This is a genomic window from Streptomyces sp. NBC_00252, from assembly GCF_036187565.1.
In the GTDB taxonomy this organism is placed as follows: domain Bacteria; phylum Actinomycetota; class Actinomycetes; order Streptomycetales; family Streptomycetaceae; genus Streptomyces.
Genome location: NZ_CP108087.1, coordinates 1793732 through 1811710 on the forward strand (window position 1 = coordinate 1793732; position 17979 = coordinate 1811710).

Annotated in this window: 18 protein-coding genes; 9 read left to right on the plus strand and 9 right to left on the minus strand. The window is 70.0% G+C overall.

The annotated features are described in order from the left end of the window. Positions 1–24: 24 nt before the first annotated feature. Positions 25–639, minus strand: a complete 615-nt coding sequence (locus OHT77_RS07845; RefSeq protein WP_266766586.1) for a TetR/AcrR family transcriptional regulator — start codon at positions 637–639, stop codon at positions 25–27. 224 nt (positions 640–863) lie between these two features. Between OHT77_RS07845 and OHT77_RS07850 the strand changes: the two genes are divergently transcribed. Both OHT77_RS07850 and OHT77_RS07855 read left to right on the plus strand, forming a co-directional pair. Further along, positions 864–1658, plus strand: coding sequence for a phosphatase PAP2 family protein (locus OHT77_RS07850; protein WP_328827308.1), 795 nt, complete (start codon positions 864–866; stop codon positions 1656–1658). Beyond that, on the plus strand, positions 1655–2617 hold the full coding sequence (locus OHT77_RS07855) for a hypothetical protein (protein WP_328827309.1): 963 nt from the start codon (positions 1655–1657) through the stop codon (positions 2615–2617). The genes OHT77_RS07850 and OHT77_RS07855 overlap by 4 nt, the downstream gene beginning before the upstream one ends. Before the next feature lie 6 nt (positions 2618–2623). Here the strand turns inward: OHT77_RS07855 and OHT77_RS07860 are convergent, their stop codons facing one another. From OHT77_RS07860 to OHT77_RS07885, 6 genes are all read right to left on the minus strand, one after another. Continuing rightward, complete coding sequence (locus tag OHT77_RS07860; protein WP_328827310.1) at positions 2624–3466, minus strand: phospholipid scramblase-related protein; 843 nt, start codon at positions 3464–3466, stop codon at positions 2624–2626. A 53-nt stretch (positions 3467–3519) separates the two neighbouring features. After that, on the minus strand, positions 3520–5574 hold the full coding sequence (locus OHT77_RS07865; RefSeq protein WP_328827311.1) for a phosphocholine-specific phospholipase C: 2055 nt from the start codon (positions 5572–5574) through the stop codon (positions 3520–3522). A 219-nt stretch (positions 5575–5793) separates the two neighbouring features. Beyond that, positions 5794–6852 (minus strand): NAD(+)/NADH kinase, encoded by a 1059-nt coding sequence (locus tag OHT77_RS07870; RefSeq protein WP_266766591.1) that lies wholly within the window; start codon positions 6850–6852, stop codon positions 5794–5796. 35 nt (positions 6853–6887) lie between these two features. Further along, entirely contained in the window at positions 6888–7850 is a 963-nt protein-coding gene (locus OHT77_RS07875; protein WP_328827313.1) for an NADP-dependent oxidoreductase, read from the minus strand. Positions 7851–7885: 35 nt separating this feature from the next. Further along, positions 7886–8452, minus strand: coding sequence for a flavin reductase family protein (locus OHT77_RS07880; RefSeq protein WP_328827314.1), 567 nt, complete (start codon positions 8450–8452; stop codon positions 7886–7888). A gap of 142 nt (positions 8453–8594) precedes the next feature. After that, positions 8595–9446 (minus strand): helix-turn-helix transcriptional regulator, encoded by an 852-nt coding sequence (locus tag OHT77_RS07885; RefSeq protein ID WP_328827315.1) that lies wholly within the window; start codon positions 9444–9446, stop codon positions 8595–8597. A 173-nt stretch (positions 9447–9619) separates the two neighbouring features. Between OHT77_RS07885 and OHT77_RS07890 the strand changes: the two genes are divergently transcribed. Further along, a complete protein-coding gene (locus OHT77_RS07890; protein WP_328827316.1) occupies positions 9620–10501 on the plus strand; it encodes a helix-turn-helix transcriptional regulator in 882 nt (293 codons plus the stop codon). Between the two features lie 38 nt (positions 10502–10539). On the opposite strand, the gene OHT77_RS07895 is transcribed toward OHT77_RS07890, so the two are convergent. Further along, positions 10540–11004, minus strand: coding sequence for a MarR family winged helix-turn-helix transcriptional regulator (locus tag OHT77_RS07895; RefSeq protein WP_328827318.1), 465 nt, complete (start codon positions 11002–11004; stop codon positions 10540–10542). Positions 11005–11178: 174 nt separating this feature from the next. Here OHT77_RS07895 and OHT77_RS07900 point away from each other — a divergent pair, with 174 nt between their 5' ends. From OHT77_RS07900 to OHT77_RS07910, 3 genes are all read left to right on the plus strand, one after another. Further along, positions 11179–12018 (plus strand): SDR family NAD(P)-dependent oxidoreductase, encoded by an 840-nt coding sequence (locus OHT77_RS07900; protein ID WP_328827319.1) that lies wholly within the window; start codon positions 11179–11181, stop codon positions 12016–12018. Between the two features lie 157 nt (positions 12019–12175). After that, on the plus strand, positions 12176–12958 hold the full coding sequence (locus OHT77_RS07905) for an SDR family oxidoreductase (protein ID WP_328827320.1): 783 nt from the start codon (positions 12176–12178) through the stop codon (positions 12956–12958). Positions 12959–13100: 142 nt separating this feature from the next. Next, positions 13101–13652 carry a dinucleotide-binding protein gene (locus OHT77_RS07910; RefSeq protein WP_266766599.1) on the plus strand — a complete coding sequence of 184 codons (552 nt, stop codon included), beginning with the start codon at positions 13101–13103 and terminating at the stop codon, positions 13650–13652. 76 nt (positions 13653–13728) lie between these two features. On the opposite strand, the gene OHT77_RS07915 is transcribed toward OHT77_RS07910, so the two are convergent. Next, positions 13729–14568, minus strand: coding sequence for a GntR family transcriptional regulator (locus OHT77_RS07915; protein WP_328827321.1), 840 nt, complete (start codon positions 14566–14568; stop codon positions 13729–13731). Positions 14569–14836: 268 nt separating this feature from the next. Here OHT77_RS07915 and OHT77_RS07920 point away from each other — a divergent pair, with 268 nt between their 5' ends. The 3 genes from OHT77_RS07920 to OHT77_RS07930 are packed head-to-tail and all read left to right on the plus strand — an operon-like array spanning position 14837 to position 17970. Further along, positions 14837–16111, plus strand: a complete 1275-nt coding sequence (locus tag OHT77_RS07920; RefSeq protein ID WP_328827322.1) for an extracellular solute-binding protein — start codon at positions 14837–14839, stop codon at positions 16109–16111. A 33-nt stretch (positions 16112–16144) separates the two neighbouring features. Continuing rightward, on the plus strand, positions 16145–17134 hold the full coding sequence (locus OHT77_RS07925) for a carbohydrate ABC transporter permease (RefSeq protein WP_328827324.1): 990 nt from the start codon (positions 16145–16147) through the stop codon (positions 17132–17134). Further along, positions 17131–17970: a carbohydrate ABC transporter permease gene (locus OHT77_RS07930; RefSeq protein ID WP_328827325.1), complete on the plus strand. Its 840-nt coding sequence runs from the start codon at positions 17131–17133 to the stop codon at positions 17968–17970. The genes OHT77_RS07925 and OHT77_RS07930 overlap by 4 nt, the downstream gene beginning before the upstream one ends. Positions 17971–17979: the final 9 nt, after the last annotated feature.

The following is a 17979-nucleotide window of genomic DNA, read 5'->3' on the forward strand; positions in this document are numbered from 1 at the left end:
ATCCCATGGACGGCGGCCTGGTTCTCAGGTAAGTCCGAGTGCGGGCAGCACCGCGGCCTCCACGAACTTGACCAGGTAGTCGGGGTCGGCGTAACAGCCCTCCAGGACCGGGCGGGCCCGCAGGACGCCGAAGATCTGGGCGGGGACGTACTGCAGGGCGGGGTGGTCGGCCGCGATCTCGCCGCGCTCGACACCGCGGCGCAGGATGTCCTCCAGCGCGGCGATCTCGGGATGCACGAGCGCCTCCCGCACCGCCTGGGCGAGTTCGCTGTCCTGGATGACGGCGTGACCGAGCGCCGAGACGAGCTTGGTGTCCTTCGCCGACCAGGCGCCCGCGGCCCGCGCGGCCTGGCGCAGGTCCTCCGCGAGGGACCCGGTGTCGATGCCGGTGAAGTGCACCCGGCGGTTGGCCCGCAGCGCGGCGGCGACGAACTGGGGCTTGGTGCCCCACTGCCGGTAGAGCGTGGACTTGCTGCACCGGGTGCTGGTGGCGACGCCCTCCATGCTGACGGAGTCGTACCCGCATTCCCGGATCTGTTCGAGCACGGCGTCGAAGAACTCCCGCTCACGCTCGGGCGTGATCTTGGAGCGGCGCGAGGCGGCGACCGTGTCCGGTGCGTCCTCAGCCTGCGACGTCATGGCTCGTCTCCTCGCTCGGTCCACGGACTCGAGGTCCGCTCTCCAGTGTGTCTCGTTTCGCTATCGATACGCCAGTGTACCGGTACTCCGCCGTATCGGTACACGCTCGTATCGGTACACTGGCGTATCGGAACGAACTCGTACCGATGAGTTCGGGCCGCTAGCGGGGTCACAAGCCCTGCCTGCACCACCACACGCACCACCGTCAGCGAAGGGGCCGGGGGATGAATGCCCGCACCGAGCCTGCAGAGAAGGGGACCAGCGCGATAGCGCGGCCCCCGCTCGTCCGTGAGCTCCTGCTCGTCGCAGGACTCTTCCTCGTCTACAAGTTCGGCCGCCAGCTGGCGACGGGCCACACCGGTGAGGCCCTGCACAACGCCCGGCGCGTGTGGGACCTGGAGCGGACCCTGCATCTTCCCGGCGAGGGCTCGGTGCAGTCGGTGCTGCTGCACAGCGACACCCTCGTGCACATCGCGAACACCTTCTACGCGACCGTCCACTTCCCGGCCACCGTCGCCTTCCTGGTCTGGCTGTACCTGCGGCGCCCCGCGCACTACGTCTGGGCCCGCCGCGTCCTGGCGACGGTCACCTCCGCCGCCCTGGTGCTGCCGTTCGTGTTCCCCCTCGCACCCCCGCGCATGCTGGCCGCGACGGGCCTGGTCGACACCGCCAAGGTCTACGGCCCCTCCGTGTACGGCCCGCCGACCAGCGACCACCTCTCGAACCAGTTCGCGGCGATGCCCTCACTGCACTTCGGCTGGGCGCTGATGGTGGCGATCGGCCTGATCGTCGCGACCCGCTCGCGCTGGCGCTGGCTGTGGCTGCTGCATCCGCTGCTCACGCTGACGGTGATCGTGGGCACGGCGAACCACTACTGGCTCGACGCGATCGTGGCCGCCGCCATGCTCGGCATCGCCCTCGCGCTGATCCATCCCCCGCGGCGCACGGCGACGACGGCGGGCCGCGGCCGGCCCCAGCTCGCCGTGGAAGAGCCGGTTCTCGTCGGAGCCGGCCGATGAACGCCACCCTGGTCGCCGTCGTCCTGTCCCTGTTCTCGGCGGTCGCCTACGCGGCGGCGGCCGTGGCCCAGGAGCGGCTGGCCTCCCGCAACTCCGACGCCGGCATGCTGCGTCTGCTCGCCAACGGTTCCTGGTGGTGGACGGTCGTCCTGAACGCGTCGGCCGCGCTGCTGCACGTCGTCGCCCTCAAGTACGGCCCGCTGACCGTCGTACAACCGCTGGGAGCCCTCACCCTCGTCGCCGCCGTGCCCATGGGCGCACGCGTGGCCGGGCGGCGGGTCACCATGGTCGAGTGGCGCGGCACCGCGCTCACCCTGCTCGGCCTGTCGGCCCTGCTGGTCACGGCGTCCGGCCCGCAGCCGGACCAGGTTCTCAGCGTTCCCCAGGCGTTGGCGGTCGCGGGCGCGACCTCCGCCCTGATCGGCCTGCTCGCCCGCCGCGGCGCGAAGCCCGGTCTACGGCATGCCTCGGCGTCCGGTGTCGCCTCGGGTGTGGCCTCCGCGCTCACGCAGACCGTGACGGTCGCGGCGACGGACCGTTCGGGTCCGGTGCTGAGCATGCAGGTGGTCGGAGTGGCCCTGCTGGTCGCCGTGTTCGCGGCGGGCGGGCTGCTGCTCTCGCAGACCGCCTACCGGGGCGGCCTCGGCGCCCCGCTCGCGGTGGTGACCCTGGCGAACCCGGTGGCCGCCGCGGCGATCGGCCTCGCGCTGCTGGGCGAACGCCTCCAGGGCGGCGCGGCCGGAATCCTCCTCGCGCTGGCGGGAGCCGGACTCGCGTCGTGGGGTGTGGTGCTGCTGACCCGGGTCACCCCGGCCGTACCGCTGACGCACGCGTACGACGACGACCACCCCGTGGCCGCCGTCCTGGCGCTGGAATCCCGATCGGCGTCCGCCGAACCGGCGTTGCTGCCCCGGCAGCCGGACCGGAAGTCCGCGCCGGGGCACCTCACCGCGCTCTGAGCGGGCTCAGCCGAGGCCGCGCGAGTCCTGCTTGAGCGCGGTGTCGACGGTCAGCGCCGTCGCCACCACCAGGCTCAACAGGGGTTCGGGCAGCTGGTAGTGGATCTGCAGGACGTAGTTGTCCGCAGTGGTGAACATCGTCTTGGCGAGGCCTTCCCAGGTCTTGGTGATCCGGGCGACCTCGTTGTCCGCGTGGTCGACGATGGCGAAGTTCCAGGCCCGCCAGTTCTCGGCCTTGATCGCGCCGATCTGTCGGCCGTCGACGTTCAGCGCGAAGTTGATCTTCCCGATCATGTTCTGCTGGACGATCTCGCCCACGGTCGAGCCGTCCGGGCGGGACACGATCACCCTGGACTTCATGATCTTCGCCGGCCGGGTCAGCACCAACTGCGGCTGCCCGTAGGCGTCGCGGATCTCCAGCCGGTGGGTCATGAACTGGTCGATGCTGGAGACGAAGCGCAGCGCCTTCTTCAGCGTGCTCTGGCCGATCTCGGTGACCGAGCCGATCAGATTGCCGTTCTGATCCATGACCTTGTACTCGTTGGTCAGCTCGATCAGCTTGGCCTTCTGGTTCACCACGAGCACCGGCTCGCTGAACAGGCTGCCGCCGGGGCCGCCCCCGGCGACCCCGGCCTGCTGCTGCACCTGCTGCTTGACCTGCTGCTGGGCGCGCGGATCCGGCCCCGCCTGCTGCTGCGGCACGGTCTGCGGCCGCTGCTGGGCGGCCTGGCCCTGCTGGTCCGCGTTGGTGTGCTCGGTCCACTTCGCGCCGTCCCAGTACCGGAGGGTCTGGGGCGCTCCGTGCGGATCCGGGTACCAGCCTGCAGGTGTGTTCGAATGCGTGGTCACCGGGGCACACTACCGCGAGTGCCCCGGAAAACAACCGGCTCCCGGGAAGCCCCTCAGACGGTCCCGAACGCCGGGTCGCTGACCCCCGGACGACCGTTCTCGACATGTCCGGCGAATCGCCGCTGGAACGTCGCGTCGCCGTCGGAGGTGACCGTCAGGTCGTACCACCGCTTGCTCGCGCCGAGGTCGAAGGTGTGCCGTACGGTGGCGCCCGCCCGCACCTTGACGGTCTGGGCGCGGCCGCCGTAGCCGTTGGCGACCTTCAACTGCACTGTCCCGGAGCCCTTGTTGGTGAAGGTCAGCTCGATGTCGTCGCCGCGGGTGCGGGCGGTGACCTCGGGACCCGCCTTCTTGCCGGGGCCCTTGAAGACGCGCAGGAAGCCGTTCGGGCCGTGCACGGTCAGGTCGTACGAGCCGTTCGAGTACGCCGAGTTCCAGGCGTCCGAGACGGACTTGCCGGCCTCGGTGGTGTAACTCCAGGGCCCGTCCGTGCGGTTGGCGGAGGTGACGAGGAAGCCGGCGCCGGCCTTCGCGCCGGAGGTGAAGGTGAGCGTGAACTTCCCGGCCGCCGTGTCGGCCGAACCGTCCACCGTCGGCGCGTACTTGAGCGGCCGGGCCGGGCGCAGTCCGCGCTCCTGCTTGGGCAGCACGGGGTTGGCGGGCGGGGTCGGCTTGTAGTCGGGGTGACGGTTCTTGTCCGGCGGCTGGTAGCCGTCGGTGGCCGGCAGCGGGACCTTCTTGACGTCCTTCCGGGAGAAGTCGAACGCGGTGGTCAGGTCGCCGCAGATCGCGCGGCGCCACGGCGAGATGTTGGGCTCGTGGACACCGAAGCGGGCCTCCATGAACCGGATCACCGAGGTGTGGTCGAAGGTCTCCGAGCAGACGTAACCGCCCTTGCTCCAGGGCGAGACGACCAGCATCGGCACGCGCTGACCCAGGCCGTAGGGACCCGCCGGGTTGGTGGCGTTGCCCTTGAAGAGGTCGGGGCCGACGTCGACGGTCGACTTGCCCTGCGCGGCCGAGCCCGGCGCGAACGGCGGGACCACGTGGTCGAAGAAGCCGTCGTTCTCGTCGTAGGTGATGAACAGGGCCGTCTTCGCCCAGACCTTCGGGTCCGAGGTCAGCGCGTCCAGGACCTGCGAGACGTACCAGGCACCGTAGTTCGCGGGCCAGTTGGGGTGCTCGGTGAACGCCTCGGGGGCGACGACCCAGGAGATCTTCGGCAGCTTGCCGCCCTTGACGTCGGCCTTCAGCTGGTCGAAGAAGCCCTCGCCCTTGGTGGCGTCGGTGCCGGTCCGGGCCTTGTCGTACAGCGGGTCGCCAGGCTGGGCGTTCTGGAACTGCTTGAAGTACAGGAGCGAGTTGTCGCCGTAGTTGCCGCGGTAGGCGTCCTGGATCCAGCCCCAGCCGCCGCTCGCGTCGAGGCCGTCGCCGACGTCCTGGTAGATCTTCCAGGAGACCCCGGCCTTCTCCAGGCGCTCGGGGTACGTCGTCCAGCTGTAGCCGGCCTCATCGTTGCCGAGGACCGGGCCGCCGCCGACGCCGTCGTTGCCGGTGTAACCCGTCCACATGTAGTAGCGGTTCGGGTCGGTCGAGCCGATGAACGAGCAGTGGTACGCGTCGCAGATGGTGAAGGAGTCGGCGAGCGCGTAGTGGAACGGGATGTCCTCGCGGGTCAGGTACGCCATCGTCGTGGAGCCCTTGGACGGCACCCACTTGTCGTACTTGCCGCCGTCGAACGCGGCGTGTCCGTCGTTCCAGCTGTGCGGGAGGTCCTGGATGAACTGCAGGCCCAGGTCGTCGGCGTCGGGGCGGAACGGAAGGATGTCCTTCGTGCCGTCCGACTGGTACCAGACCGGTTTCCCGTCCTGCCGGGTCACGACCGGACGCGGGTCGCCGAAGCCGCGGACGCCTCTGAGCGACCCGAAGTAGTGGTCGAACGAACGGTTCTCCTGCATCAGGACGACGATGTGCTCGACGTCCTCGATACTCCCGGACCGGTGGTTGGCCGGGAGCGCGGCGGCCCGCTCGATGCTGTTCGACAGCGCCGTGAACGCCGTCGTGGCACCCGCGAGCTGGAGAAAGCGACGCCGATTGACTTCGGACATGGGTGAGGCACCTCTCATCCTGACGCGCGGCCGGCCGGAACATGGCGAAATGCGCGCGGTGCGAGTGTTCCAAGAGCAACAAACGTCAGGGAAGGGTCTGGTGGCGCCCATGTGAAACTCGTCCGTACGTGCGGGGGCGGACCAGCGGGAGCGCGGCCGGCCAGGACCTGAGAATCCGTCAGGCCGCCGTCACGCTCGTGTCCGCTCTCCCCGCGCGACCTACACGCCGGGCGGCGGCAGGCGCATCCCGACGAGGTCCGGCGGGACCGGGGTGTCCGGGCGGAAGAAGGGTTCCGAGGGTCCGTCCTGGGCGTTGGCGGGGGCGTCGGTGAGCCGGAACCGGTCGCGCAGGCGGCCGTAGAAGTCGGTGGGGCGGAGGCGGACGAGGCGGACGCGTTGCGGGGCGCGGAAGACGCCGATCCAGTCGCCAGGGTCGAGGACGCCGCGGAGCTGGCCGTCGACGCTGACGGCGGCCTGGCCGGAGTGCGGCAGGACGCGCAGGCCGATGGGTTCGTCGGGGGCGGCGACGACACTGCGGTTGAACGTCATGTGCGGGGCGATCGGCGTGAAGACGAGCGCGTCCATGTGCGGCGAGAGGACGGGTCCGCCGGCGGCGAAGCTGTACGCCGTGGACCCGGTCGGGGTCGCGACGGCGAGCGCGTCGGCGGAGTAGGTCGCGAGCAGGCGTCCCGCGAGGTAGACGCCGACGCCGACCTGCCGGTCGCGGGCGAGCTTCTCCAGGACGACGTCGTTGAGCGCGGTGACGTCCAGCGCACAGCCCCAGCCGCCGCCCTCCGTGGTCTCGGGCCGCACCTGCGGCGGCGGCAGCGCGGGACCGCGGCCGTACCGCAGCAGGGCCTCCATCTCCTCGGGGATGTCGAGGGGGCGCGAGGCCCGCATGGTCAGGGTCATGCGTTCCTCTACGATCGCCCGCTCCTCGTGGACGGCGTCGAGGGCCTCGTCGATGTCACGGGCCGGGACCTCGGTGAGGAAGCCGACCTTGCCGAGGTCGACGCCGAGGACCTCGGCTCCGCTCTTGACGGCGATGCGGGCGCCGCGCAGGAAGGTGCCGTCGCCGCCGAGGGTGACGACGAGGTCGGGGTTGCCCGCGGCCTCGGCCTCCTCGCGTCCGGCACGCCGGTGGTGGTCCTTGGCCCACACGTCGATCTCGGTGCAGCGGACGCCGTGGGCCTCGCTCCAGGCGTGCACGGCGGCCGCCGCGTCCCGGGCGGTCTCGCGCCCCTGGTGGACGACGAGGCCGATACGGCGTACGGGCATGGGGTCCTCCGTGGAGAGCGGTCGGGGCGCGGGTGTCAGGCGCGGAGTGCGGCGGCCAGTGCGGGGCGTTCGTCGGGCGGGACCAGGCTGAGCACGATCTTCCCGCGCGTGTGCCGTTGCTGCACCTGGCGGTAGGCCTCCTGGACCTGTTCCAGCGGGTACACCGTGCTGATGGGGACGGTGAGCCGGCCCTCGGCGACCAGTTCGGCCAGTTCGGCGACCAGTTGGGGGGTGAAGACGTCCTCCTGGGCCCGGCTGCGGACGCCGTAGCGGGCCACGGCACGGCCGTCGGCAAGGGTGTTGACGCGCTGCGGGGACACGCCGAGTTCGATGGCGATGTCGACGTTGCCCTGGCCGAAGGTGTCGACGAACGCGTCGATCCCGTCGGGTGCGGCGGCCTTCAGCCGGTCGGCGAGGCCGGGGCCGTGCTCGACGGGGACGACCCCGAGCGAGCGCAGGAAGTCGGCGTTGTGCGGTCCCGCGGTGCCGATGACGCTCGCGCCCCGCAGCCGGGCGAGCTGCACGGCGAGGGAGCCGACCCCGCCGGCCGCGCCGGACACCACGACGGTGTCCCCGGCCTTCGGTTCCACGGCGTCGACGGCGGCCCACGCGGTGACGCCGACCGCGGACAGGGGCGCCGCGGCTTCCCAGCTGATGCCGGCGGGCTTGGGGGCGAGGACGTCGGCGGGCGAGACGACGCAGTCGGCCTGCGCCCTTCGGGGCAGATAGCCGATGACCTCGTCGCCGACGGTGAACTCGCGTACGCCGTCGCCGAGTTCGGCGACCCAGCCCGCGAAGTCGTTGCCCTGCCCCTCGGGGAAGACGGCAGGCCACATGTCGGCGAAGACGCCCTGCCGGATACCGGCCTCGCCGGGGTTGACCCCGGCGACGACCACACGGACCAGGACTTCACCCGGGCCCGGCTTGGGTCGCGGCACCTCGACGACCTCCAGCACCTCCGGGCCGCCGTAGTGGGAGAACTTCACTGCTCGGGGCATGGTCGGCTCTCCAGTGTCCGGGGGGATCCGTCGGCTTACAGAAGGTACTGCCACTTGGTCATGCGGTCCTGGAGATCGACGGTCGGGCCGTCGAGCGTGAAGGTGCCGTCGCCGCGGTGGTGGAACAGGCGCGGGGACGGCTGCGACGGGTCGGTCCAGGCCCGGACCGGTTCCAGGACGAACAGGCTGTAGGGGGCGACGAGGCTGCTGTCGGCGACCCGGCACTCGATGTTGGCGAAGCACTCCGCGACGAGGGGCGCCTTGACCTTCTCGCCGTCGACGGCGGTCAGGTCGAACTCCGCGAACTTGTCGACGTCCGCGCCCGAGCAGTTGCCGATGTCGACGACGGTGGCCGCCATGTCCGCCGTCGGGACCGAGACGACGCACTCACCGGTCTCGACGAGCGCCTCGTAACTGTGGTCCCAGGGGCCGATGGTGCACGCGATCAGCGGCGGGGCGTGGCGCACCATCATGTTGAACCCGCTGGTCATCACGTTCGGGACGCCCCGGTGCCGGGTGGTGACCAGGACGACGGGACCGGGTTCGATCAGCCGGTGCACCTGGTCCAGGGGATGGGGCTGAAGGTCCTTCACGGTGGTCATGTCCGCTCCTGACGCCGTACGGAGCGCGTCCCGGCACGGAACCGGCGCGCTGTCTTCCGTATCGAGTCTCGACAGAAGGCGCACTGGTATGAAGGCCGTGTGGTTCCTGGGTGCGCCAGGACCAGCCTCGGCCGCCCCGGAGCTAGCCCTTCGCGGCCCGGGCCTGGGCCTTCTTCGGCTCGGTGGCCAGTGAGCGCAGCGTCTCGAAGGCGGCGGCGGTGGGGCTCGCCGGTTCGGCCTGGTAAACGACCAGTTGCTGGTGCGGGGCGCCGTTGACGGTGAACGCGGCGAAGCCGATGTGCAGGTCGCCGACGTCCGGGTGCTTGAGGTGCTTGCCCTCCTGCGACTTGCTCTTGACGTCGTGCAGCTGCCAGAGACCGGCGAACTCCTCACTGTCCGCGCTCAGTTCCGCGACCACCTCGGCGATACGCGCCGACTCGGGGTCGTGGCCGTAGGCGGCCCGGAGTTCGGCGACGCAGGAGTGCGCGGCCCGGTCCCACTCCTGGTAGAACTCGCGCCCCGCCGGGTCCACGAACACATTGCGGGCGAGGTTGTCGAAGGCCTCGAACCCGCTGTGCAGCGCCGTGGCGAGGGAGTTGCCCGCGAGGATGTCGAGGGCCGGGCCGAGGACGAACGCCGGCTGGTGCTCCCAGCCGTCCATCAGCTGCAGCAACTGCGGGCTGACGTCCGCCTCGCCCCAGTCGTGCGGGCGCTGGGAGGGCGTCAGGCAGAGGCGGTTGAGGTGGTCGGTGGACTCCGCGTCCAGCTTCAGCGCCTGCGCCACGGCTTCCAGGACCTGCGGCGAGGGGCTGTTCTCGCGGCCCTGCTCCAGCCGGATGTAGTAGTCGGAGCTGACTCCGGCGAGCAGCGCGACTTCCTCCCTGCGCAGTCCGGGCACCCGGCGTCGCCCGTACTCGGGCAGACCGACGTCCTGGGGTTTGAGAGCCTCGCGGCGGGCCCGGAGGAAATCACCCAAAGGGGTCCCATTGCTCATGCGGCCAGACTAGATGCTTTTCGGCCGATGAGAAGGGCCGCTCGTGCACAGATGCACCAGGTTCCACACTCTTCACACACAGTGATTCGCCACCCGGGGAGCCGTGATCCTGGGTGTAACGCACCCACGGTCGGCCCCGCTTCTCCGGGCGCTTTCCGCCTAGCCTCGACGGTATGTACAACGACGACGCGTGCCCCGACCCGGTTGAAGGGCTGGGCCGGTTCCTCCGCTCCCGCCGGGAGCGCGTCAGCCCCGCCGACGCGGGCCTGCCCACCGCCGGCCGCAGGCGCGTGCCCGGGCTGCGCCGCGACGAGGTCGCCGCGCTCGCGGGAGTCAGTCCGAGCTACTACAGCAGACTCGAGCAGGGCCGTGAACTGAGCCCGTCCGTCCGGGTGTTGGAGGCCATGGCCCGGGTGCTGCGGCTGCCGGAGGAGGACCGGCTCGAGCTGTTCCGGCTGGCCCGGCCCACGTCCCGGCGCACGAAGTCGCCGTCCCGAGTCGAGCGGGTGCGCCCGCATCTCCGACAGCTGATCCAGAGCTGGACCAGGACCCCGGCGTTCATCATCGGCCACGCCCAGGACCTGCTGGCGACCAACGCCCTGGCCGACACCCTCTACCAGGACTTCGCCGCACGCGACAACGTGCTGCGGATGCTCTTCCTGGACCCGGCGGCGAAGACGTTCTACCGCAGCCCGGAGCGGGCCAGGAACCGCGCGGTCGCCGACCTCCAGCAGACCGCCGCGAGCACGCCCGAGGATCCCCGCATCCTGGAGCTCGTCGGCGAACTGTCCGTGCGCAGCGCCGAGTTCCGCTCACTGTGGGCCCGCGAGTACACCCGCGTCCCGCCCTACGAGATCAAGCAGTTGCGGCACTCCGTCGTCGGGGACCTGGAACTGCGGCACGAAGCGCTCACCATCCGCAGCGCTCCGGGGCAGCAGCTCATCATCCTCCAGGCGGAACCGGACTCCGCCTCGGCGGACGGTCTCGCCCTGCTGGGTTCGCTCGGCGCGCCCGACGTCCCGCACCAGCAGAATCCGGCGCGCGACGCGCAGTAGAGGCCACGGATAAACGGGGCTTCCGAGGCCGAGGGCGCTTATCGGGATTCCTGCTCGACCGCACCCAGTATTCGGTCGAGGAAATCGCCGAAAAGTCGCACCTCGTCCGATGTCAGCGGGTCGAAGAAAAGCCGTCGCACAGTGTCCACATGCGTGGGGGCGGCGGCTTCGATCGCTTCCCTGCCCTTGCCCGTGAGCCGCACCATCGAGCCCCGGGCGTCGTCCGCGCAGGGCTCGCGCGTGACGAGCCCGCGCTTCTCCATGCGGCTGATCTGATGGGACAGCCGGCTGCGCTCCCAGTCGACCTCGGCGCCCAGCTCCCGTGCGCGCAGCACACCGCCGGCCGATTCCGACAGGGGTGCGAGGAGGGCGTAGTCCGCCGCCGACAGGCCCGAATCCCGCTGAAGTTGCTGGTCCTGGGCCCGCTGCAGCTCGCGGCGGAGTCGGCGGTACTTCGCCCAGACCTCGGACTGGTCCGGGGTGAGCCATCGCGGTTCGGACATGGCCTCACCGTACCAGGTTGTTGACATGTCACCGACTTCGTCGGTCACCGTCCGTTCCTGGGTGTGGGACTCCCAGGAAAACCGCTGCCTTCATAGCCCCGTCACCAGGGGACAGACTCGTTCTCGTCAGCAAGAAATCCCCCACAAAGGGAAACGACGAAAGAGGTTTTCCCCATGGCTACGTGGTTTGTCACCGGCGCCTCCCGCGGAATCGGCGCGGAAATCGCCCGGGCCGCACTGGCGGGCGGTAACAATGTCGTGGTCGCCGTGCGGAATCCGGAGCGGGTGCCCGACGACCTGAAGAAGTCCGACAACGTCTTCTCGGTCGCGCTGGACGTCACGGACAACGGCAGCATCCCGCGGGCGGTCGACGCGGCGGTGGCGCGGTTCGGCGGTATCGACGTCCTCGTGAACAACGCCGGCCGCGGCCTCCTCGGCGCGCTGGAGGAGATCACCGACGAGGAGGCGCGGTCGCTGTTCGACCTCAACGTCTTCGGCCTGATCAACGTCACCCGCGCCGTCCTGCCGGTGATGCGCGGGCAGGGCTCGGGCAAGCTGGTGCACATCGGCTCCCGCTCGGGCTTCGAGGGCGAGCCCGGTGTCAGCCTGTACTCCGCGTCGAAGTTCGCGGTCGCCGGTATCAGTGAGGCGCTCTCCGCCGAGATGGCGCCGTTCGGCATCCAGTCGATGGTGGTCGAACCGGGCGTCTTCCGCACCGGCTTCCTCGACTCCAGCTCCCTGTCGGTGGCCGCGCACCGCATCGCCGACTACGACGACACCCCCGCGCACGTGACGCTCGACTGGATCGACCGCGCCAACCACGCGCAGCTCGGCGACCCCGTTCTGGGCGCGGCCCTGATCGTCGAGGTCACCGGCACGGAGAAACTGCCCACGCACCTCTACCTCGGCCGCGACACCCTGGAGCGGCTGGAGGTCAAGTACCGGCAGGTGCAGGACGACCTGGCTCCGTGGCGCGAGAAGTCCGCGGCCACCGGGCACGACGACGCCGCCTGACACGACTCCGGGCGCCCGACGGATCCGGGCGCCCGCGCCGGCCACCACCCCACACACCTGCCCCCACACCTCCACATCTCCGCACCCCGACAACACATCCCCCTGCACCTGACTCACCGTCAAAGTTCTTCCCCACCAGAGTGATTGAGGTTCTGTGATGTCTGCTTCCGCCCTGCTCACCGGTACCCCCCTGTCCGGCCGTGTCGCCGTGGTCTCCGGCGCCTCCAGCGGCATGGGTGCCGTCACCGCCGAACGGCTCGCCGAACTCGGCGCCACCGTGGTCGTGCTGGCCCGTCGCAAGGAGCGTCTCGACAGCCTGGTCAAGAACATCGAGGCCGCCGGCGGCACCGCGCTCGCCCTGGCCGTCGACGTCACGGACCGCGCCGCCGTCCAGGCCGCCGCCGACCAGGTGTCCGAGCGCTTCGGCAAGGCCGACCTCGTGTTCAACAACGCCGGTGTCCAACTCATCTCCGGCATCGAGGAGTTGAAGGTCGACGACTGGCAGCGCCAGATCGACCTCAACATCAGCGGGCTGATGAACGTGATCGCCGCGTTCCTCCCGCACCTGACGGAGTCCGCCGCCGCGGGCAAGCCGGCCGACCTGATCAACACCTCGTCGATCGCGGCCACCCGCATCCTGACGAAGTTCTCGATCTACTCCGGCACCAAGGCGTACATCAGCCACCTCACCCGGCTGCTGCGCGTAGAGCTCGGCCCGAAGATGGTCCGCGTGGCCACCATCGAGCCCGGCATGGTCGACACCGAGCTGCCCGACCACGTCACCGACCCCGACGCGTCCCAGCTCATGGCCGATCTCATCCACGACATCGACGTCCTTCAGGGCGCCGACATCGCCGAGACCATCGCCTTCATGGCCTCCGTGCCGCGCCACGTCAACCTCACGGAGATCACCATCCTGCCCACCGCGCAGGCCGTCTGAGATCCGGTCCGGCGGGGCGGGGGAGGAACAGCCCGGCGCTGTCCCTCCCCCGCCCCGCCGCCGTTGGTTGACACGACAACATGCATACGGTTTTGTTGACGCGTCACGTAAATTTCACTCCCGGCAGGCCGGAGGGCCCGACATGAAGATCACGGTGATCGGACGAGGACACGTGGGTGGCGGCCTGGCCGGCCTCTGGGAGAAGGCCGGTCACGAGGTGAAGGCGCTCGGCCGTGACGGGGGTGACGCGTCGGACGCGGACGTGGTGGTCGTGGCCGTCCCCGGCAACCAGATCGCCGCCGCGCTGCAGGGCGTCACCGGGCTGGACGGCCAGGTGACCATCGACGCGACCAACCTGTACTCGGAGCGCGACACCGCTTTCCCGTCCCTCACGCACCAGGTCAAGTCGATCATCGGTGGCCCGACCGCGAAGTCGTTCAACACCGTCTTCGCCGCCGCGTACGACCAGATCGGCACCCAGCGAGTGACCCCGAGCAACCTGTACGCCGCCGAACCGGCCGCGAAGGACATCACCGCGCAGCTCATCACGGACGCGGGCTTCGACCCGCTCTACGTCGGCGACATCGACCCGGGCGCGCGCCTGCTGGAGGACAGCTCGGGTCTGACGCGTGCGCTGGCGGGGCAGCTCGGTGGCCCGTTCTTCTACCGGTACGGGCGCCCCGGCGAGCTGTAAGTCCGGTGCGGGCGAGGGGAGTTGGCGGCGCCCCGACGCGCCGGTCCGATCGGCTCCCCCCGCGCCGGCGCCCTGCTCAACTCCCCGCCTGGATGTCCCCCCGGGTGGAAGCCGCGGTCGTGTCCCGGTGGGCGAAGTCGCCCGGCGGAATGCCCGGGTGGTGGCCGAGCGGGGTCGACGGGGACGTGAGGGCGGGGCCGAGGGTGAGGCGGGACACGATGCGGTAGCGGTCGCCCCGGTAGACGGAGTGGACGTACTCGACCGGTTGGCCCGTCGTGTCCGTGGTGAGGCGTTCGAAGAGGAGGGCGGGGGAGAGTTCCGGGACGTCGAGGAGTTCGGCCTCGGCGCGGGTGACGACCGTCGGCTCGATCGCCTGGACCGCTTCCTGGACGTGGACTCCGTGGTGTTGCCGGAGGTGTTCGTACAGGTCACCGGCCTCCAACTCCTGTGCGGACAGGGTGGGTACCAGGTCCGCCCTGATGTGCAGATGCTCGATGGCCATCGGTGCGCCGTCGACCAGGCGCAGCCGCGCCACGTACACGATCTCGGCCGCCGGCGAGAGCCGCAGCCGGCGTCCCACGCGGGCGCCCGCCGGGATGGTGGTGAACTCCAGCAGCCGACTGGTCCAGGCGCCGGAGGCCTGGGGCGCCGTCATGGCCCGTTCGCTGGAGACGAGTTCCTGGGTGATCTTCTCGGGCGCCACGAACATGCCCCGCCCGTGCTCCCGCACCAGCAGACCGGCGCCGACGAGTTCGTCCACCGCGGCCCTCAACGTCGGCCGGGACACCCCGAGTTGGGCGCAGAGGACGCGCTCGGAGGGGATCGCGTCCCCCGGCTGGTGCGACTCGACGAGGTCGAGGATGAAGTCACGGACCCGTTCCCGCTTGAGCACCGCACCTGGCGCGTCGGCCTTCATGTCGCACTCCTCATGCACGGAGCCCCCGGTTGACCACTTGACCAGTTGGCCAACGGCGGCCCGCAGTCGCCCTGTTGACCTGGGCAGTGTAACCACCTCCGGCCGGTGATCCTTCCGATCCCTGTGGCCGTGCACGCCAAGTCCCCTTCCGGCAGAAGGGGTTGACGCCCGCATTGGTCTATGCCACCTTCGTCCCCACATCGAGAGGTGAGCTGTCCAGTGGGCTTCACTGGTCAGGTGGTCAGTTCATGTCCTCCAGAGGTGAACCGTGAAGCTCCGCTTCTTCGCCGGCGTCTCCGTGCTCGTGATGACGGCCGGACTGAGTGCCTGCAGCAGTTCCTCCGACACCGCGGATTCCGGCTCGGGATCCGGCGGAAGCACCACGATCGACGTGTGGCTGATGCGCGACAGCGTCTCGGCCCAGTTCCAGAACGAGTTCGTCAAGGGCTTCGAGTCCGCCCACCCCGACATCAAGGTCAAGGTGCAGATCCAGGAGTGGGACGGCATCGGTGAGAAGGTCACCGCCGCCCTGGCCAGCAACGACGCGCCGGACGTCATCGAGACCGGCAACACCCAGGTCGCCCAGTTCGCGCAGAGCGGGGGGCTGCTCGACCTCAGCGACAAGGTGGACGACCTCGGCGGCAAGACCTGGCTCAAGGGCCTCGCCGAACCGGGCGCCTACGACGGCAAGCAGTACGGCATCCCGTACTACGCCGCCAACCGCGTCGTCATCTACCGCACCGACCTCTTCAAGCAGGCGGGCATCGACGCGTCCGCGATCAAGACACGCGACCAGTGGATCGCCGCCACCAAGAAGCTCAACACCGGTGGCACACAGGGCATTTATCTGCCGGGGCAGAGCTGGTACGCCCTCGCGGGCTTCGTCTGGGACGAGGGCGGCGACCTGGCCACCCAGTCGGGCGGCAAATGGAAGGGCGCGCTGGACACGCCCGAGGCGATCGCCGGCATGCGCTTCTACGGGCAGCTCCAGGCTCTCGGCAAGGGCCCGAAGGACTCCGACGAGGCCAATCCGCCGCAGGCCGACGTCATGGCCAAGGGGAAGGTCGCCCAGGTCATCTCGACTCCCGGCGGCGCCAACGTCGTTGTCCAGGACAACCCGGCGCTCAAGGGCAAGCTGGGCTTCTTCCCGGTCCCGGGCAAGACGGCCGCCACCCCCGGCGCGGTCTTCACCGGGGGCTCCGACCTGGTCATCCCCACCGCGTCCACCAAGCAGGGCGCGGCCTACACCTTCGTCAAGGAACTCACCGGCGACGCCTGGCAGAAGAAGCTCGCGCTCGCGATGAGCTACGTCCCGAACAGGACGAGCCTGGCCTCCGCGGTCGCCTCCGACCCGGGTGCCGCGGCGATGGCGGTGGGTGCCGCCGAGGGCCATGCGACGCCCAACACTCCGGGCTGGGCGGCCGTGGAGGCGAAGAACCCGATCAAGGACTACATGACGGCCGTCCTCACCGGAGGGGACATCGCCAAGAAGGCCGCCACCGCGTCGGACGCGATCACCGAGGCGATGAACTCCGGTTCCTGAGCCGCCCGTTGACCCATCGGAAGGAGGAACGCCGTGTCGGCCGTCCGAGAACAGACCGCCCCACGTCCCCCGCTCGGCACCGGCCCGTCCCGGCGCTCCCCCGGCCCGGAACCGGGCCGCCCGGCGCGGTCCGTCGGCCGCGGCTTCTGGCCGTACGCCCTGATCGCGCCCGCCGTGCTCGGCACGCTCTATCTGCTCGTGTATCCGCTGATCCGGGCCGTGGTGATCTCGCTCCAGGACTTCGGGCTGCGCCAACTCATCGTAGGGCACGCGCGGTTCGTCGGGCTCAAGAACTACGGGACGCTGCTGGGCGACCCGCACTTCTGGGAGGTCGTCCGGCGCACGTTCCTCTTCATGGGGATCAACGTCGTCCTGATCATGACGTTGTCGACGCTGGTCGCGCTGATGGTCGAGCGGCTCGGCCGGTTCGGCCGGACCGCGGTGCTCAGCGCGCTGGTGCTGACCTGGGCGATGCCGGTGATCTCGGCGACCACCGTATTCCAGTGGCTGTTCCACTCGGAGTTCGGGATCGTCAACGCGGTGCTGACGAGGCTGGGGTTCGAGTCCTTCGACCGCTATCCGTGGTTCGCGCACGGTCCGGCCGCGTTCTCGATCGTGGTCGCCCTCGTGGTGTGGCAGTCGGTGCCGTTCGCGGCGATCACCCTGTACTCGGCGCTCACCACCGTCCCCGCCGAGCTGTACGAGTCGGCCCGCCTCGACGGCGCATCGGGGCCGCGGATCTTCCGGTCGATCACGTTCCCGATGGTCCGGCCGATCTTCCTGCTGGTGTTCTCGCTCGAAGTGATCTGGACGTTCCGGGCGTTCGTGCAGATCTGGGTGATGACCAACGGCGGGCCCGGCGACGCCACCACGATCCTGCCCGTGTACGCGGTGCAGACCGCCCTGTCGAGCCAGCGCTACGACCTCGGTTCGGCGGCCTCCATGGTCACCGTCGTGCTGATGTCGGGCGTGTTGGTCTTCTACTTCCGCCAGATGTTCCGCCAGGAGGACGAGCTCGCATGAGCACGACCCGGCCCCGCATCCGCCGCCTGCCCCTGAACGCCGCCGCCGTCCTCACGGTCGTGGTCTGTCTCTTCCCGGTGTACTGGATGGTCGCCACCGCGTTCACCCCTACCCGGGACATCCAGTCCGACAACCCCCGCATCGTGCCTGAGAGTTGGACCCTCGACCATTTCCGTACGGCCGTCGGTGCCGCCGGGTTCGGTCTGTTCTGGCGCAACAGTCTCCTCGTCACGCTGAGCGCCGTCCTGCTCGCTCTCGTCATCGCGCTGGGCGCGGCCTACGCGGTCGCCCGGATGAAGTGGAAGGGCCGCCGGCAGTTCATGCTGATGGTGTTCATCGCGCAGATGGCGCCCTGGGAGTCGCTGATCATCCCGGTGTACATCATCTCGCGGGACACCGACATGCTGGACCGGCTGCCGACACTGACGCTCGTCTACTTCATGATGACGCTGCCGTTCACCATCATCGTGCTGCGCGGCTTCATCGGCACCATCCCCCCGGAGCTGGAGGAGTCGGCGCAGGTCGACGGCTGCACCCGCTTCGGCGCGTTCCGCAGAGTGGCGTTCCCGCTGCTCGCACCCGGCCTGATGGCGACCTCGCTGTTCGGCTACATCACGGCGTGGAACGAGTTCGCGTACGCCAACTTCCTGATCATCAAGCAGCAGGACCAGCGCACGCTGCCTGTGTGGCTGTCCTCCTTCCAGAACGTCTTCGGCACCGACTGGGGCGCCACCATGGCGGCCTCGACTCTCTTCGCGGCGCCCGCACTTGTGGTGTTCCTGGTCCTCCAGCGCCATGTCACCTCCGGCTTCGCGGCCGGCGCCGTCAAGGGCTGAGCCGCCGCA

What these genes read in the sequence shown, in the direction of transcription:
- OHT77_RS07845 (WP_266766586.1), bottom strand. Translation starts at nt 639, where the DNA reads ATGACGTCGCAGGCTGAGGACGCACCGGACACGGTCGCCGCCTCGCGC.
- OHT77_RS07850 (WP_328827308.1), top strand. Translation starts at nt 864, where the DNA reads ATGAATGCCCGCACCGAGCCTGCAGAGAAGGGGACCAGCGCGATAGCG.
- OHT77_RS07855 (WP_328827309.1), top strand. Translation starts at nt 1,655, where the DNA reads ATGAACGCCACCCTGGTCGCCGTCGTCCTGTCCCTGTTCTCGGCGGTC.
- OHT77_RS07865 (WP_328827311.1), bottom strand. Translation starts at nt 5,574, where the DNA reads ATGTCCGAAGTCAATCGGCGTCGCTTTCTCCAGCTCGCGGGTGCCACG.
- OHT77_RS07870 (WP_266766591.1), bottom strand. Translation starts at nt 6,852, where the DNA reads ATGCCCGTACGCCGTATCGGCCTCGTCGTCCACCAGGGGCGCGAGACC.
- OHT77_RS07875 (WP_328827313.1), bottom strand. Translation starts at nt 7,850, where the DNA reads ATGCCCCGAGCAGTGAAGTTCTCCCACTACGGCGGCCCGGAGGTGCTG.
- OHT77_RS07880 (WP_328827314.1), bottom strand. Translation starts at nt 8,452, where the DNA reads ATGACCACCGTGAAGGACCTTCAGCCCCATCCCCTGGACCAGGTGCAC.
- OHT77_RS07885 (WP_328827315.1), bottom strand. Translation starts at nt 9,446, where the DNA reads ATGAGCAATGGGACCCCTTTGGGTGATTTCCTCCGGGCCCGCCGCGAG.
- OHT77_RS07890 (WP_328827316.1), top strand. Translation starts at nt 9,620, where the DNA reads ATGTACAACGACGACGCGTGCCCCGACCCGGTTGAAGGGCTGGGCCGG.
- OHT77_RS07895 (WP_328827318.1), bottom strand. Translation starts at nt 11,004, where the DNA reads ATGTCCGAACCGCGATGGCTCACCCCGGACCAGTCCGAGGTCTGGGCG.
- OHT77_RS07900 (WP_328827319.1), top strand. Translation starts at nt 11,179, where the DNA reads ATGGCTACGTGGTTTGTCACCGGCGCCTCCCGCGGAATCGGCGCGGAA.
- OHT77_RS07905 (WP_328827320.1), top strand. Translation starts at nt 12,176, where the DNA reads ATGTCTGCTTCCGCCCTGCTCACCGGTACCCCCCTGTCCGGCCGTGTC.
- OHT77_RS07910 (WP_266766599.1), top strand. Translation starts at nt 13,101, where the DNA reads ATGAAGATCACGGTGATCGGACGAGGACACGTGGGTGGCGGCCTGGCC.
- OHT77_RS07915 (WP_328827321.1), bottom strand. Translation starts at nt 14,568, where the DNA reads ATGAAGGCCGACGCGCCAGGTGCGGTGCTCAAGCGGGAACGGGTCCGT.
- OHT77_RS07930 (WP_328827325.1), top strand. Translation starts at nt 17,131, where the DNA reads ATGAGCACGACCCGGCCCCGCATCCGCCGCCTGCCCCTGAACGCCGCC.